The organism is Streptomyces sp. 1222.5 (assembly GCF_900105245.1).
Taxonomy (GTDB): Bacteria; Actinomycetota; Actinomycetes; order Streptomycetales; family Streptomycetaceae; genus Streptomyces; species Streptomyces albidocamelliae.
In genome coordinates, this window is sequence record NZ_FNSZ01000001.1 from 100,915 (window position 1) to 116,384 (window position 15,470).

A 15,470-nucleotide genomic window follows, 5' to 3' on the forward strand; every position below is an offset into this window, starting at 1 on the left:
GATCACCCGGCCGGTTGACTGGCAGCCGGCTGCTCAGGGCTGTTTCCGCCCGGGCCTGCCGGCGTCCGCACGTCACCAGCCCCATCGCGACGTGGCATGCACGCCCGATAGGTCTCCAAGAGGCGGTCGGCCACGGCCACAATGGAGTAGACGTCCTCGACCGCGCGGCGGCCTGCTTCCGCCATGCGCGCACACAAGTCCGGGTCACCGAGCAGCCGACGGACCGCGTCGGCCATGCCCTCGGGACTGCCGTCGGTGACCAGAGCGGCACCGCGACGCTCCAGCTCAGAGGCGATGCCGCAGCTGTCGGTGCAGACGACCGGCGTGCCAGCGGCCAACGCCTCGATGACCGTCATCCCGAACGGCTCGTCCACACTCGCCAGCACATGGACCGCCGCACCCAGGTAGGCCTCGTGTGTCTCGGCGGGGTCGACCGGACCGCCGTAGCGGACCACGTTGGTCAGCCCGTCGGCGATGAGCCGGCGCACCGCGGGCAGCGACCCGTCGTCCGGGCCGTACAGCGTGAACCGGGCCTGCGGCACCCACTGGTGGACCAACGCGGCCATCCGCACAAAGGCCTCGGGGCGCTTGCGCGGATGCAGCCGGGCCAGGAACAGCACGTGCGGCTCGCGCGGTTGCCGCTCCCCTGCAGCGGGCGGGGCCGGTCGGATGCCGTTCGGCAGAATCCGCAGCGGCGGGGCGTCCGGCTCCAAGACGTCCGCCACCAGCCGGCGCTCGTGCTCGGTAAGGACCAGGCAGGTGCGCGTCCGCCGGAGCAGCGGCAGGTATAGCCGGTCGAACATCCTCACGGGGAGCGCAGTACGAGGCTCGACCATGCCGTGCGTCTGCGCAACGCACGGGACGCGGCGCAGTGCGGCGACGGCGAGGGCGGCGAGGGAAACCAGGTCACGTCCCGCATGCACGTGCACGACGTCGGTCTCGCCCATCGCCCGCCACAGGTCGCGCACCAAGAGAGGATGGAGCAGGCCGATGAAGCCCCGACGGGGCAGCAGCGTACGGGCCGGGCGGGTACGAAGCCGGATCGGTCCCACATGCTCAGGTGCCCGCCCGCGCCCCCGCCACAGCGCCATCAGGGTCACGTCGTGGCCTCGTGCGGCCAGTTCCTCCGACTGGGCGATCGCCACGCTCGGCGGACCGCCGAAGGCTCCGTCGTCGCTGATCAGCGTGACCACATGGAGCAGCCTCATGCCCACTCCCCCTTGGCCGTCAGCGCCGCACCGGGTGCAAGGTCTCGGTGGGCGACGGCACCCGCGCCCACGACGCTGCCCCGGCCAACCGTGACGCCGCGCAGGACGACGGCGCGGGCCGCGACCCAGCTTCCCGGCTCGAGCCGGATAGGACCGTTGTCGAACTCGAAGGTGGCGGAGCGGCGGCTGTGGCTGCCGGTGCACAGCAATGCACTCTGGGAGACGCAGCAGTCGCTGCCGATGGTGACGGGCTCCAGATTGAGAATCCAGGCGCCCTCGCCGAGCCACACGTCGTCACCGATGTCCAGCTTCCACGGCCAGTGGACCCGCACCCCGTGCCGGATCAGCACCCGCTTGCCGACGCGGGCGCCGAAGGCCCGCAGCAACGCCGGGCGCCAGCGGGCCGGGAACCACCACTTGACGAACAGCAGGTGCAGGACGGCGAACCAGGCGGCCTGGACGAGCAGGGGTCGGCCCTTGTCGTATCCCGCTCCGGTGAACTTCCGCAGGCACCGCGTCACGACGGGTCGATGCACCGCGGACGACCCCGCGGCGTCGCCGGGTTGCGGAACGGGTACGGTCTTCGCCATGAAGGTGTCCTTCCCGGGGGGGCGATGCTCCTGCGCGATCCTTCACGCCGCGCACGCGGTACCACCTGTGATTCAGGTGTGTTGCCGACAGGCTGGCCCGGATGGCCGAGCAGCGCCCCCCTCCAGGGCCCAACCACCGCCCGCACCGCTTGAAAGCCGGCCCTCAGTAGGCGCCCTGCCCGTCCAGCACCGCCCGTACGGTACGAGCCATCACGTTCATGTCCCCGGCCAACGACCAGTTGTCGACGTACCGCAGGTCGAGCGCGACCGTCTCATGCCAGGAGAGGTCGGAGCGCCCGCTCACCTGCCACAGCCCCGTCAGACCGGGCCTCACGTGGAGGCGGCGCATCTCGATCTGGTTGTACATGAGAACCTCCTCAGGCACTGGGGGCCGAGGCCCGACCAGGGACATGTGACCGAGGAGAACGTTGAACAGCTGGGGCAGCTCGTCCAACGAATAGCGACGCAGGATGCGACCCAGCGGCGTGACACGGGGGTCACGGCGCATCTTGAACATGTGGCCGTCGTTCTCGTTCGACGCCGCCAACTCGCTCTTGAGCCGGTCCGCGCCCACCACCATCGTGCGGAATTTCCACATAGGAAACCGGGTGTTGTCCCGTCCCACCCGCAACTGCCGGTAGAAGGCCGGCCCAGGCGAACCCAGCCGAACAGCCAGCGCCAGCGCCAGCAGCAGCGGCGCGAGCAGGACGAGCAGCAACAGCGCGCCCACCCGGTCCATCGCGGCCTTCACCAGGACCGGCACGCCCCGGCGCGCCGGCGGCAGGATGTGCAGCTGGGTCAGTCCAGCCGCCGAGGTGAGCCGCAGCCGACGGCGAGCAATGTCGACGATGCCAGGCAGCACGACCAGCGGACACCCCCGGTCGTGCAGGGCCCAGGACAGCCGGCGCAGCCGCTCCCCTGACATCTGAGGGCTCGCCACGACGAAGACCAGGTCAGCCGGGAGCACGTCGACCGACTCCAACACCGCCGTCGCATCCTGCTCGGGACTCTCCGGAGCCTCTCGCGACAGCCGTCGGCACACGGGCACGCCGGAGAGCACATCGTCGTCCCCGACCGGGCAGGATCCCACGACCACGTACTCGTGGTCGGTGCGCTGGGCAAGCTGCGCGACCACCGCGTCGACCGTCGGCCCCTCACCGACCACCAGAGCATGCCGCAGAGCCCGGCCGTTGCGTCGGGCGGCCAGCAGGTGACGGTAGATCACCTTCCGGCACAACGCTGTCAGAACCAGTGCGGGAAGCAAAGCGGTGAAGGCCTCGGCCGGCACGCTCTCCCCTCCACACAGCACACGCAGGGTCGCCAGCGCACCAACAAGCACCAGCCAATCCCGCATGACGGCCCTCAAGCCGCCGCCGTCACCCCACGCGGAGGGCGTATACCGCTTCCCGACCACTCTGATCAGCGGCCACAACACGGCGGCGGCCGCCGCCAGACGCAGGGGGTGCGGCTCCTGGACCTCCACGATCGCAGCCGCGACGGGCAACGACGCGCCGACCAAATCCACGCACACGGAAGCGGGAATGTACCAGCGCGACGGCATGCCCTTCGGATGGGTGCGGTGACGGGGCAGGAGAACCGGCGCCTGCTGGGTTGCCGCAATTCCGAACGGCTTCATGCCTCTCCTTAGAAGCTCCGATCCTAGACAGCTGGCGGGCCCCACTTCCCGCACCCCCGGAACCACACCTTCACGCGATCTTTATATCAAGGGATAGGCCCTATGTCCGATTTATCCTCAACATCATTCAACGCGTCTGGATACGCAATCCTCAGCCGGAGCGCGATGGTGACTCCCACGACAGCGCAGGACGCCCCCCGAGCCGACCGAGACAATGCCCGCCAGCCCGCGTCAGCCGACGACCCGATCCAAGCCCTGCGGCAAGCGCAGGTAAGCCGTGTCCATATCGCATTTGAAGCCACATGCCACGCATGGGCATGAGAAAAGGGCCGCTACACGCCGGAGACCACCAACAAACGGCGGCACCGCTGAGCGCCGCGTCCGCACTGCCGCGGCATCACCAGCCGGCTGTTCTGCCCGCGCTCGACAGTCGTAGGCCTACTACGGCACCCAGCTGTCGAGTACGGCTTGGGCCAGGACGTCGTACCGCCATGCACAACGACTTATCGCCGCAGGATCGGCGTCGTCAGGCAGATGCAGCGCCACTCTTCCCGAGATCTTCGAGGGCGACCAGGGCGTTCTTCTGTGCCAGGTGGGCGGCGGTGCGGGCGCAGAAGTCGCCGCGCCGGTCGGACACGCGGGACATGATCTGGCCCATGGCCGTGATCGGCTTGTGCCGGTTGCCGCTGCTCCCCTCTTCTGCCGGGCCAGGCACTGCTGAAGGCGCCGATACCGGACGGCTTCGCCGGGCGTGATGAACGACCGGTCGAAGAACTCGCCATCGGAGGTGACGGCCGCCGCAGCGACTCCCCGGTCTATGCCCACTGCCGTGGACAGGATGGCGTGTTGCTCGGGGGTGACGGCATGGTCGTCCACGAGGAACGACACGAACCACAGGCCGCCCTTGCGGGACACCGTGGCCGACCGGATCTCACCACCGATCGGGCGGGACCACCGGCAACGGGCCCGTCCAAGCTTCGGCAGCTTCGCCCGGCCCCACGTACGGCCCAGGCATTCCACGGTGATGAGGTTCCCGGCAGGGAACCGGAACGAGGGAGACCAGCGCGCCCTGGACCGCCACCGGACCTTGAACGTCCCGTGCTCCCGGCACGCCCGGTCCAAGTCCTTCAGCGTCTGCTGAAGAACGTGCGACGGGGCGGCCTTCAGCCACTCGTGCTCGCCCTTGGCCTCGGCTTACTCCTTACACTGCGGGGCATAGTTGCGGTGCTGGCGACGCTGATCGAGGCCGGTGTTCCACACGGCCCGGCCCCTGTGTCCGAACTCCTCGCACTGTGCAGCCTGTTCACCAGTTAGCTCGAGCCGGTAACTGCGCCCTGCCAGCATGGAATCACCCCCCCTTCAGCTGATGTGTTCAACATGGCGGCGGCCACTGACAGTCAGCGAACTCCGCCGTTGCGCGGCTCCGACCCGGGATGAGCTAACCCCGCCCCAAAGGACGAGGCCTGCGCTCAGGAAACAGGTCAACCCTGGCTCCGTGCTCGTTCCCAGCATCAGCAGCGTCACGAGGAACACGGCGGCCAGTGCTCCAGGAGGTGTGTTCAACGGCGCCGGAAGCACTGTGGTGAACAAACGGACCGTCATCCGGGAGAACACCCCGACCAACTGCAGCCCGTCGGTGGTGCCCGGCTGCACCGGTGAAGCTGGCAGGCGACCTCCCGCTGGGCCGCCGCACCCCGCCGCTAGCCCTTCATCTGGGGGCCGGACAGGCAGCGAGCCAGGTCCGCCGACCGGTGGCGACGTGCGCTCGTAGCGGCGGTGGGGACTCGGCAGCCGGCGAGCCCGGCCATGGGGGTTCGACTGTCCAGCGGTGACGACCCAGTCACGTCGAGGTTTCGCCGCCCTTGCGGGCCGCCGGACCACCGCCGTCAGCAGGTTCGCCGGGTCGGCTCCGAGCCGCGGAAGTTTACTCCCCGAGTGGCGCACGCATCCCCCGTATGGGGCACCCATCTGGCGGACTGGGCAGGAGCACGACGGTGAGATGGCCGACACGAAGGCGCGCATCGTCGGGCGGTGCCTGAATCTGGTGTGCCAGTGCGGGCGGGGGCGTTGACGACCAGACCGGTACTCGTACGCCAGGCACACCAGAGCATCCGGCGGCAGCGGATTCGGTCTCGGCTAGGTCGGGCGGAGCCGCCAGATCCGGCCCTTCCAGTCAGTACGTGGCGTGTGGCTGCAAGAGTGCCGGCACGGCTCGACGTCTGCCCCCTGGCCCGTGAAGTTCGGTCGACGGTGCTGAGGACCGAAGTGATGCATGATCACGCACCTTGCCGCCTCAGGTGACGAACCTCGAGATCAGATGGGTCCAAGACCCGGATGGGTCCTCCGATGAGCGCTGCGGGCCACGCCGATCTAGCCTCCGAAATGAGCGCACAGTGGATCTTTGATGGTGCGCTCTACTCGGCTGAAGGAGGAGACATGCGCAAGCTTCGCAAGGCCGCTGTTGCGGTCGCCATCATTGGCGGTGTCAGCGTCATGGGCATCGGCCCGGCCACCGCGCAGGCCGCCGGAGGCGGGCACGGTGGCGGGCACGGTGGCGGATGCAAGTCGCACGACTTGAACATCGACATCCTCGGTGAGGTGGGCGTCTTCAACGGACTGGGTGGAAACCTGTTCAATGGCGAAGGCAGCCCGGGTGGGCAGTTCACCGATATCGGCTCCGAATGCGGTTTCGGCTGGTAGATCGCTTCGTCACGCTGGGAACCGGGTCTTGGTGCCTTGATCGCACCGACTTCGCGGCCGCCTCGACCCCTGATGCCCATCTCGAGTAGAAGTCGAAGGCCTTGCACCAGGTCTGGTGCAAGGCCTTTCCCGAGGACCAGGTCTTCCGCTTCCCCGCTCCGCGCAAGGGCCGTCCTGACGATCCGTCCACGGCTACGGCAAGAAGCCCCTGGTGTGGGCCCCCAGAGGTACGTGAGATGCCGTGCAACAGATCTCCGGCATCGAGGATTATGTGGCGGCGGCGTGAGACGGTGGCCGAGTCCGTGCATCGCGCGGCAGGTGGTTCAAGCACTTCTGCGAAGTCAGCCGATCCGCCCCGTAGTCGGGATCACAGGGGCGCTGAGGGGTGTACGCGCACACAGGCTCCGGAGTTCAGGCCGCCATGAGTCTTCACGCTCGATTTTCACACTTTCCGATGTACGCGGCAGGTCGGTTCCCATGCCGCCACTTGACTGTCCTCCACGTCGTCACACCTCACCACAGTGGCCCAAAGGGCCATAACCCTGCTGCATCTCAGGCGTTTTACGGGGTGCGGGTGACTGCCCGCGATGATGTCAGGAAGGCAACGACGCTATGAGACGGGCTACCCGAAATCGTGTGATCGCCCTCGCCGCCGCTTCCGGTGCGATGGCAGTAGCACTCCCCGCATCCGCCGCCTTTGCGGCCGACGGGAGCAACGCCGATGCTACGGCGGCCGGCTCACCCGGGCTGGCCTCAGGCAACAGCCTCCAGGTGCCGGTGAACGTGCCGGTGAACGTCTGCGGCAACACGGCGGACGTCGTGGGGCTGCTCAATCCGGCTGCGGGCAACACATGCACCAACACGGGCGGAGCGCACGCCGACGGCGCTGGAAGCCTCAGCGGATCGGCGTCGTCCGACGACGCTGGGAGCGGTAGTGGATCGGCGTCGTCGTCGAAGGGTGCTTCGGCGCACGGCCGTGTCACCGACTCGCCTGGGGTTCTCTCAGGCAACGGTCTGCAGCTTCCGGTCGACCTGCCTGTCAATGTCTCCGGGAACAGCATCAATGCAGTCGGCGTCGGCAACCCGGTCTTCGGTAACCAGTCGGTCAACGGCGATGACCGTCCTTCCGTGCCACGGCACATTCCGTCTTCGAAGCCCCGTGCAACGAAGCCCCCGACACTGACGCGGTCCCACCCGGTTCCGCATCCGCATTGGGCCTCCCCCACCCTGGCCCACACAGGGACGGATCTCACCACCCCGGCTATCGCCGGCAGCGCCGCGCTCCTCCTTACGGGCGGGCTTTTGTACCGTCGCTGCCGCCCGGGCCGCTCCTTCTGACGGGGCCCTTCGGCCCCACCGGGCATTCCGGTGGGGCCGAGCCTCGGTTGTCGAACAGCAGCCGCATCCCGGCGACTCGTGAGCAGCGAATCCTGGTGCCACCACGTGCGGGTGGAACAAATGGACGCAGGACCCCATGACTGAGCGGGGTCTCGCCCCGCTGGCGCAGTCACCGGCTTGGGGCCTCATATTTCGCGCAGCTGCGGACGTTGCGACGGCTGGCCTCACGCTGCGGGATAAATGCGTGGGCCAGCGCATGTCCTTTAAGGCGCAGCGTCGTTAAGGGAGTGCGTTCCCTTCCGTTCGGGCCCCAGGACCTCATGGCATGTCCTCCTGGGGCCCGTAGCGCGTTCTTACCAGGATGCGAGGGTGGGGCGCGCAGCAGTCCCGTGCCCGGCGTGCCCGCAACGGAGGGTCTGGTGCTTGCGGAAGGATGCCCGGCTGAGGGGGCTGGTCGCTCTGAGGCGGAAACTGCGGCTGGCGACGGCGGCCAGCGTGCCGCTGGGCTGTTGCGATCACCTGTGTGAGGGCCTGCGGGCAAGTCGCGGAGTAGGCGCCGCGCAGGCTGCCCGGTCATTGCCGGGTACTTCCTGAGTCGGCTGGGAGGCCGCCGGGGGGGCCGAAGTGCGGCGGCAACGCGGCTCGTGACGTTATGGTCTGCTGTCGTGGACCGGCGGCGTCGCCAGAGCGGGGCCATGGCTTTGGCAGCCAGTTCGAGCGTTGCCGGACGGACCGAGCCTCTGCGGTCTTCGAGTCACACGACGTCAGAGTGCGATGCCCGATGTCCCGTGATCACTCCCTGGGACACAGCGCTGGAGGCCGAATCGGGCCCGCCGCGGACGCCAGTGGACGGGATCGGCGCAGTTCGGTGGCGGGCCCGAATGAGGAGAGAGGCGGCTCGAAGGCCGTAGGCCTCACCGCCTCCTCCGTCCGGCCCGGTGGAGCGCCAACATGTGCAGAACTGGATGGGGCTGGTGCGTTCGGCTCACGGACTGCGCTCCACCGGCACGTTCGGTGAGGGCCAGGACCGAGCAGCCGGTGCGGTTTCGAGCGAGACGGCGTTCGCTCAGAGGGCCTGGCTGTTGCAGCCCATGTCGGATCCGAGGTGGCTCTGCTGTGCCCCCGGGTTTCCTTCGCCGTTGAGCAGGTTGCCTGCCAGGCCGGTGAGGGCACCGACGCTGCCGATCACCTCGATGTTCATGTCGTGCGAGCGGCACTCGATGCCCTGGGTGATGTCGATGTCGTGCCCCGGTTCGCCGTGGGCGAAAGCGGTGGTGGCGCCCATGGAGCCGACGCCGCCAAGCATGGCGCCGACGAGGATTGCCTTCTGGAACTTGCGCATGGGGTCTCCGTTGAAAATGTTTGGTTCGACAGCGTGCCGTGTGAGGGCTGAGGTGTTGTGTGCCGTCAGCCGAGACTGGGAAGTCCCAGCTGTCCGACGGGGGGCGCCGCGATCTGCCCCAGGCCGACGGGAGCCAGCTGTGGTGCGCTGGTGGGTGTGACCGTCGGGTTGAACAGCGGGTTGATCTGAGGGTTGATCTGGGGGTTGATCTGAGGAGCGACAAACGCCGGGGGTTCGGGGCCGAATGCTTGGGGAACAGCCACCTGCGGAGCGACTTGCGGCATGACCTGGGGCATCACCTGCGGCACGACCTGTGCCGGTTGCACAGGGGCGGCCTGTGCCGGCTGCACGAGGGCGGGCTGTGCAGGAGGGGGCCCCTGCGGGGGCGGTGCAGTGGAGGCTTGGGCCGTTCCCTGCGACGAGGCCGAGGCAGAGGCGTAGCCGGTCTGCTGCGGGGCTGCGGGCGCGGCCTGGGCCACCGGAGCGGCCTGGGCCACCGGAGCGGCCTGGGCCACCGGAGCGGCCTGGGCCACCGGAGCGGCCTGGGCCACGGGCGCGGCCTGGGCCACGGGTGCGGCCTGTGGCGCTTGCTGGGCAGGTGCCGCGGCTGGGGCAGCTGGCTGGTCGGGAACGGATGCCGGCGTGACACTGGGGCCTCCGGCGGGAGAGTCGGCATAACTGCCGCCGGCGCTGATGCCGGTCAGACCGCTGGCCGCTGCGACGACGAGCGCGGCCTTGTGAAGCTTGCGCATGAAACCCTCGGCCCTTCAATACCTGATTTGGGAATCCGTTGCATTCGGTGTGGTCAGCGTGCAGTCGGTGCGAAACTCCGCACCGCACCGTCAGCAACGGTCATATTGAGGAGCACGCGGACTTCGCATTGGAGCCGGCAGCAGAATCGTCCGTCCACCCCTCAGTGGCCCGCAGTCGCTGCCCTCTCCGCAGTGGAACGAGGGTGCCTTCACGGGGGTCACGCCCTTCAAGGATCTTCACCCGTTTGCCGTCTGCCGTTCTGCCGACGTGGGCATTCGAACCCGAGCGCCTGCGGCAAATGGGTGACCGCGCCACGGCACCCGTATCAGTTTCGATCTCTTCTCGTTCCCCACGAGGCGAGAACGATGGTCATCGCAGCCGCACAGGGCAGCAACGGCGAAGGCCGGGCTGCTTATCGCAATTCATCAGCTTTCGTGCACAGGTCAATTGAAGGGCCGAGGTTTTTATGCGCAAGCTTCACAAGGTCGCGCTCGTGGTCGCAGCAGCCGGCGGCCTGACCGGCGTGGGTGCCGGCCCGAGTTCCGCCGTTACCCCCTATGCCCAGAACGGCACTGTGCCGCCGCCCGTCTCGCAGCCGGACGCCCAGGCCGCCTCGGCCGCCTCGGCGCAGGCGACCGCGCAGACCAATGGCTCGTCGGCTCCACAGGCGGCTCCACAGGCGGCGCCGCAGCGCGGCACGCAGGTCTCCCCGCAGATCAATCCGCAGCTGAACCCGCAGATCAACCCGCAGATTTCTTCGGCAGCGCCGCAGGCCGGGCAAGGCACTTCGGCGGGCCAGGCCAACCTGTTCCGCCCGGCCCAGGAGTGCAGTCCGCAGACCCTTCTCGACGCGAATGTCCCGGTGGCGCTGCTTGCCGCGTCCCAGACCCGAGGCGTTGATTGCACCCAGGCCAACAGTCAGTCGAACTCGTTCGCCAGCGTGCAGTAGCGCTGTCGCCGTCAAGCGCCGCCACTCCGCGGGCCGTCGACGAGTGCACTCGGAGGCATTCGATCGATACGGCCCCGGGGGCTTCGTGTGTTCGAAGGCGGCGCGTCGTTGTCCGGTTTGGAGTTTTTCGCACTAATCTCCCGTAACTGTAAAAAGGCGATCCCGCACAGATCGCCCTCACTCACCTCACCGGAGATGACATGCGCAAGCTTCGCAACGTTGCCGTCCTGGTCGCCGCGATCGGCACCATCGGTCTCATGGGCGGCACGGCCCACGCCGACCAGGGCTGGGGCAAGAAGGGCGGGGACCACGGCGACAAGTACAGCGTCCAGCAGAGCGCCAACTGCAAGTCGCACGACCTGAACCTGGACCTCCTCGGCGAGGTCGGCCTGCTCAGCGGCCTGGCGGGCAACGCCCTCAACGGCGAAGGCAACCCGGGCGCCCAGGCCACCAGCATCGGCTCCACCATGGGCTGCAACAACAGCGCCTTCTGAGATTTCCTCCGACGCAAAGACGTCGGACAGTGAACGGTCCCAGCACCGAGCCTCGGGCAGAGTGCCGGGACCGTTCACGTACATCGGCAGTCTGCGAGGCAGCGAGGCGCGCCGCCGGACGATTCACGCCTGCGCACCTGGCGCCCTTGCAGAGTCCACCACTCATGTCGGTCTGCCCAGATCGCTTCACTTCCACCTGACTTCGACGGAGATGACATGCACAAGGTCCGCACGGCCGCCGTCTTGGTGGCCGCCTTGGGAAGCCTCGGTTTCATGAGTGCCGGCGCTGCCCATGCCGACCAAGGCCCGGGCAAGGGCCACGGCGGTAGCTTCAGCGTCCTGCAGAGCAGCAACTGCCAGTCGCACGACAGCAACGTCGACCTCCTCGGCGAGGTCGGCATCGGCAACGGCCTGGGGGGCAACCTGCTGGGCGGCGAGGGCAACCCGGGCGCCCAGCAGACGTCTCTGGGCTCCACGATGGGCTGCAACAACAAGGTCGGCTAGTCGGTACGTCCTTTCCCGGTACGCAGGCTCCGTGCATGTGTGCCGGGAAGTTTCATGTCTGCGGCGTCTGCCTGCACATGACGAAATGCTGGTCGGGAATCGTCTTCCGGACCAGCATTCGCACGAGCGCTCACACGTTGATATGCGGCTTCGTGAACCCGTCAGGCAGTTTGGCCGTGTTGGAGCACTCCACAACCGCACCGTCCCTGGTCGACTCGCCTTCCAGCACTGAGTCGTCCTGGAACATCACGTTGGGGCGGTCTGTCGACGCGCAGTCCTGTTCCTGCTTGACGACGTGCGTGCCGTCCTTGTCGATGTAGGTCTCACTCTTCTTCGCGCAGACGACGTCGCCTCGGACGGTGTTGGTGCAGTCATCCGATTTCCCGCCGGCGTACGCGTGTCCAGTGCCGACGATGACCGCGGCCAGGCCACCGACGAGCGCTGCGACGGTGGCAGTCTTTTGGGGAGAGAACATGTGGTGACTTCCTTTGCATGAAGGCCCGCGCGAGCCAGTGCAGTTGCAAGGCGCGCGCGGGCCGGGGAGGTCGAGGATGATGCTTTGCCGATGCCGGAAGGATGGCCGCAGCCCGGACGCGTGAAGTTGCGTCCGGGCTGCTGTCACCACGCCAGCACACCGTGCCCGTCCGGGCCCGTTGCCGGACCTAGACGCCACGGGTGAGGGACCGCGGCACCTCTTTACTCGTCGTCGTCGCCCTCGTGCTGGCCGTACGTCTGCTCGGGCGCGTGCTGACCGTAGGAGGCATGCTCGGGCGCGGAGTGCTTGTGCTCCTCCGGCGCAGCCGCCGGCTTCGACGGCGCCTGCACCTGCGGCTGCTCGTAGTAGTAGCCACCCCCGACAGCCACCGCGCTGGAGTTGGCAACGGCGGTGACAGGCACGCCACCGTCGTTGCCGCCGGCGAAGCTGACGCCGCCACCGAAGGCGGAGAGCCCTGCAACCGCCGCCGCTACGACCGCAGCACGCTGAAACTTACGCATGTGTAACCCTTTCGTGCCCAGACAGGACGCCTGGATTGACTACTTAGGGTGATAATTACATACGCTACGTAGTTACCTGGGGATCTACACTCCCCTTGGTGCGTCGACGCCCCGCACGGCGGGGCCGCGGCAGCGGTGACTGCGGACCTCTGCGGTCAGAGGAAGCTGGGCGCTTCCTGCTTGCCGTCGGCCTCTGCCGGCACTCCGGTCGTCGTGGACGCGCAGGTCACCTTCGGTCCGAGCCGCGTCGTGCCCGTGCCCAGAGCGGCGGGCAGCGTCAAGGGCTGCACGGGCATGCAGTTCTCCTGGTGAGGAATGACGCCGTCTTCCGGAATTTCCCCCGTGATGCGCTGAGTGCAGGTGACACTCCCCAGGAGGTCCCGGGTGCAGGTCCCCTGGTCTGCCGCAGCGTAGGCGTGCGTGAGGCCGGTGGACGCCACGGCGAGACCACCGACGAGTCCCGAAATGGCAGCGATCTTCTTCCTGCTGAACATGTGATGCGTGTCCTTTTTGCGGGTGCCCGGGCACCATCTGTCGCGAACGTTGCGCCGGCGCTGTTGCGACACTCAGGCAGCCGATCGGAATGCGCCCCAGGGGCCGCGCCGATGGGTGTGCACCGAGTGTCGCCACGGTGACGCGCTGTCGGCCTCAGCCAGTGAAGGCGCTGTTGTACTGGCCGTTGTACTGGCCACAGGTGGTGTCCGTGGTCTGAGCGAGACCGAGCACGCTGAGCGGGATGTCGTTCTCCGCCACCGTCTGCGGGCTGCACTCCTGGTACGGGCGGTAGACGTCAGACCGCTCCGGCCCGTTGCTGCCGTAGGTGTCGGCGGCAGCGGTGCCGGTGCCGATGGCGGACAGGCCGCCGGCCGCCACTGCTGCTGCGATCACGACCTGCTGAAACTTACGCATGGAACCCTCGGTTCTCCATCGCTTTACCTGAAAGGCCAATTGCCTAGAGTGACTGAGCAGACACTAGCAGTAGCGACATAAGGCGTTCCACATCAGTCAAACGTGTCCCGTGAAACATGGACGCTCACGAACAACTGGCCTCACTGCACGGTGGCTTGCGGCGCGGGCAGTACCGGCGCCGCCGGACAGGTTCCGCCTGGTGCACCGCGGCAGCACGTCAACACGGGGAATACTGGACGGAATCCGCGTCAAACCGATGACGGCTTCGGGCCCGGGATGTGAGGGCGAGCAGAGACGGCGAGGATCAAGTCCCGGAGCTTTTCGACATACAAGCACACGTTCTTGTAAGCGATGTCGGTGTCCGGATAGCGGCAGGCGAGCCACAGCCCCTCATGCAGCCGGTTCACCCACGCGCACACCTGATCGCCGTACGACACACGGAGAAGTCCATATGCCTTCTGCTCGGCCCAGTTGACCGAGCCGGGAACGAGACGGGCATCCACGTAGGAAATGATCGAGTACATGTCGGGTGAGGTGGGGCGGAAGTCCTTGCCCAGCAGACGCAGAACCCGGGCGAGCGGAATGCGCGCCAGTGACCGGTTGGCCTGCAGTTCGGCGCGGACCGAGGCGAGTGCACCGTCGAAGTCCCGTGCCGCCGGCACTTCGATCGGGGCGCCGCCGACGTACCAGCCCACCGACTCCGACCATGCGGACTTCAGCCGGGTGTGGAACGGCACGACTGTGCGATAGACCGGTTGCCCGCCCAGCTCGTGGACGATCAGACTGGTCGCAGCCAGGATGCCCACCAAACTGCCGCCGTAGGGGCGGCAGTACGTCTCGAACGCGGCGGCTGCGTCCGCGTCGACGAGCGGCTCACGCACCAGCTTCTGGGCGGGCAGAACCCCACCGGGTTCGAGGCCCAGATCGACGGGGAACTCCGGCAGCCTTCCGTCGCACCGGCCGATGAACTCCCGCCAGCGGCTGACGATCGTGTGGGTGTCGTCGATGGCGTCCGCGTTCGCCCGCTCCTGCTCGCAGAAGTCGACGTAACTGCCGACAGGTGTCCCGGCGACGGACCGTCCTGTCAGCCGTGCCGTGTACAGCTCGTGGATCTCGTCCGGGATGCGCTGCAGCGAGTAGGCATCGACGTTGGTGTGGTCGAAGGCCAGGTACACGCTGGTGCAGTTCTCGCGGACGACTGCGGCATAGATGAGGTTGGGCCAGCCGAGCGCGTCCGCCGCGGCGTCGAAACGGTCCTGCAGATACCGGATCAGCAACTCGGCGTCAGCGTAGTCACCGACCACCTCGCGGCGAAGAGTCACGTCGTCCTCGTCGAGAGTGAACCGCTGCATGTCGTCACCGGACCACCTGAACCCGCTGCGCAGCGTCTCGTGGCGCAACGTCCAGTCGCGCAGCGCCTGTTCCAGCGCGTCGAGGTCGACCTGGCAGGGCAAGTCGAATGCCGCACCGAGCCAGGTCGGCACGAACAGCCCGTCCTCGCGCACCGACCGCGCCGTCCTGATGTGCGACTCCTGGATGTAGGCCGGCGGCCGCGGATCCGGCGGTAGCACTGCTGCGGCCGCGATAGTCGCCGGGCTGAACGTCCACTCGACGAGCCGCCCGGGCCGGATGTCGCAGCGCTGAATGTCAGAAATTCGCACAGTGGCGTCTCCTTCGCAGGAGACACAGGCTTGATCAACATGAGGTTGCACGCGAGCGATTGCCTGCTGTGTCGTCAGCTTTTCAGCAGGACGGGTGACACCTCGAACAATGGATCGGCCGCAAGCCGCATCAGGAAAGGCCCGCCCCTTAAGGGGACTTGACAGACAATACGAAGACAGAGTTCCCCGGAATCGTCAGCACCGAGGGAACTCTGCCCGCGCGTCGATTCCCGCACCGATCCTACGCACATTCGTAGATGCGGCACACGTCCTTCAGCTATTGCCGGCGTCACGTGCCACGGCGGCCACTTCTAGTGCCGGGCACGCCGCTCTGCAGCGACGGCCGACCTGTGAGCTGCGAGGCTCAGCGCAGGCGGTAGCCGGGGACGT

At 67.7% G+C, this 15,470-nt stretch carries 16 protein-coding genes; 5 read left to right on the top strand and 11 right to left on the bottom strand.

The annotated features are described in order from the left end of the window. Positions 1-2: 2 nt before the first annotated feature. The 4 genes from BLW57_RS00510 to BLW57_RS42925 all read right to left on the bottom strand — a co-directional run bounded on the left by BLW57_RS00510 (position 3) and on the right by BLW57_RS42925 (position 4,778). The gene (locus BLW57_RS00510) at positions 3-1,208 is read right to left on the bottom strand and encodes a glycosyltransferase (RefSeq protein ID WP_093471331.1); all 1,206 of its coding nucleotides are present in this window, start codon (positions 1,206-1,208) and stop codon (positions 3-5) included. Continuing rightward, positions 1,205-1,798, bottom strand: a complete 594-nt coding sequence (locus BLW57_RS00515; protein WP_093471332.1) for a DapH/DapD/GlmU-related protein — start codon at positions 1,796-1,798, stop codon at positions 1,205-1,207. The genes BLW57_RS00510 and BLW57_RS00515 overlap by 4 nt, the downstream gene beginning before the upstream one ends. A 163-nt stretch (positions 1,799-1,961) precedes the next feature. Continuing rightward, complete coding sequence (locus BLW57_RS00520; RefSeq protein WP_256339776.1) at positions 1,962-3,359, bottom strand: sugar transferase; 1,398 nt, start codon at positions 3,357-3,359, stop codon at positions 1,962-1,964. 1,269 nt (positions 3,360-4,628) lie between these two features. After that, positions 4,629-4,778, bottom strand: coding sequence for a helix-turn-helix domain-containing protein (locus BLW57_RS42925; RefSeq protein ID WP_218138101.1), 150 nt, complete (start codon positions 4,776-4,778; stop codon positions 4,629-4,631). A 1,092-nt stretch (positions 4,779-5,870) separates the two neighbouring features. On the opposite strand from BLW57_RS42925, the gene BLW57_RS00530 reads away from it, so the two are divergent. Together BLW57_RS00530 and BLW57_RS00535 are read left to right on the top strand one after the other, a co-directional pair. Then, positions 5,871-6,134 (top strand): hypothetical protein, encoded by a 264-nt coding sequence (locus BLW57_RS00530; RefSeq protein WP_093471333.1) that lies wholly within the window; start codon positions 5,871-5,873, stop codon positions 6,132-6,134. Positions 6,135-6,746: 612 nt separating this feature from the next. Beyond that, a complete protein-coding gene (locus tag BLW57_RS00535; protein ID WP_093471335.1) occupies positions 6,747-7,472 on the top strand; it encodes a chaplin in 726 nt (241 codons plus the stop codon). A 1,066-nt stretch (positions 7,473-8,538) separates the two neighbouring features. Here the strand turns inward: BLW57_RS00535 and BLW57_RS00540 are convergent. Next, entirely contained in the window at positions 8,539-8,814 is a 276-nt protein-coding gene (locus tag BLW57_RS00540) for a hypothetical protein (protein ID WP_093471336.1), read from the bottom strand. Positions 8,815-8,879: 65 nt separating this feature from the next. Further along, positions 8,880-9,566, bottom strand: a complete 687-nt coding sequence (locus BLW57_RS41105; protein WP_093471338.1) for a hypothetical protein — start codon at positions 9,564-9,566, stop codon at positions 8,880-8,882. Between the two features lie 467 nt (positions 9,567-10,033). On the opposite strand from BLW57_RS41105, the gene BLW57_RS00550 reads away from it, so the two are divergent. The 3 genes from BLW57_RS00550 to BLW57_RS00560 all read left to right on the top strand — a co-directional run bounded on the left by BLW57_RS00550 (position 10,034) and on the right by BLW57_RS00560 (position 11,514). Next, positions 10,034-10,516 carry a hypothetical protein gene (locus BLW57_RS00550; RefSeq protein WP_093471340.1) on the top strand — a complete coding sequence of 161 codons (483 nt, stop codon included), beginning with the start codon at positions 10,034-10,036 and terminating at the stop codon, positions 10,514-10,516. 200 nt (positions 10,517-10,716) lie between these two features. Further along, complete coding sequence (locus BLW57_RS00555; RefSeq protein ID WP_093471341.1) at positions 10,717-11,010, top strand: hypothetical protein; 294 nt, start codon at positions 10,717-10,719, stop codon at positions 11,008-11,010. 216 nt (positions 11,011-11,226) lie between these two features. Continuing rightward, positions 11,227-11,514 (top strand): hypothetical protein, encoded by a 288-nt coding sequence (locus BLW57_RS00560; RefSeq protein ID WP_093471343.1) that lies wholly within the window; start codon positions 11,227-11,229, stop codon positions 11,512-11,514. A gap of 130 nt (positions 11,515-11,644) precedes the next feature. Here the strand turns inward: BLW57_RS00560 and BLW57_RS00565 are convergent, their stop codons facing one another. The 5 genes from BLW57_RS00565 to BLW57_RS00585 form a co-directional block, all read right to left on the bottom strand. Then, complete coding sequence (locus tag BLW57_RS00565; RefSeq protein WP_256339310.1) at positions 11,645-11,989, bottom strand: hypothetical protein; 345 nt, start codon at positions 11,987-11,989, stop codon at positions 11,645-11,647. Positions 11,990-12,210: 221 nt separating this feature from the next. Continuing rightward, positions 12,211-12,510: a hypothetical protein gene (locus tag BLW57_RS00570; RefSeq protein WP_093471344.1), complete on the bottom strand. Its 300-nt coding sequence runs from the start codon at positions 12,508-12,510 to the stop codon at positions 12,211-12,213. A gap of 155 nt (positions 12,511-12,665) precedes the next feature. Beyond that, the gene (locus BLW57_RS00575; protein ID WP_093471346.1) at positions 12,666-13,004 is read right to left on the bottom strand and encodes a hypothetical protein; all 339 of its coding nucleotides are present in this window, start codon (positions 13,002-13,004) and stop codon (positions 12,666-12,668) included. 154 nt (positions 13,005-13,158) lie between these two features. Beyond that, positions 13,159-13,419, bottom strand: a complete 261-nt coding sequence (locus tag BLW57_RS00580) for a hypothetical protein (protein ID WP_093471347.1) — start codon at positions 13,417-13,419, stop codon at positions 13,159-13,161. Between the two features lie 248 nt (positions 13,420-13,667). Continuing rightward, complete coding sequence (locus tag BLW57_RS00585; RefSeq protein WP_093471349.1) at positions 13,668-15,080, bottom strand: condensation domain-containing protein; 1,413 nt, start codon at positions 15,078-15,080, stop codon at positions 13,668-13,670. Positions 15,081-15,470: the final 390 nt, after the last annotated feature.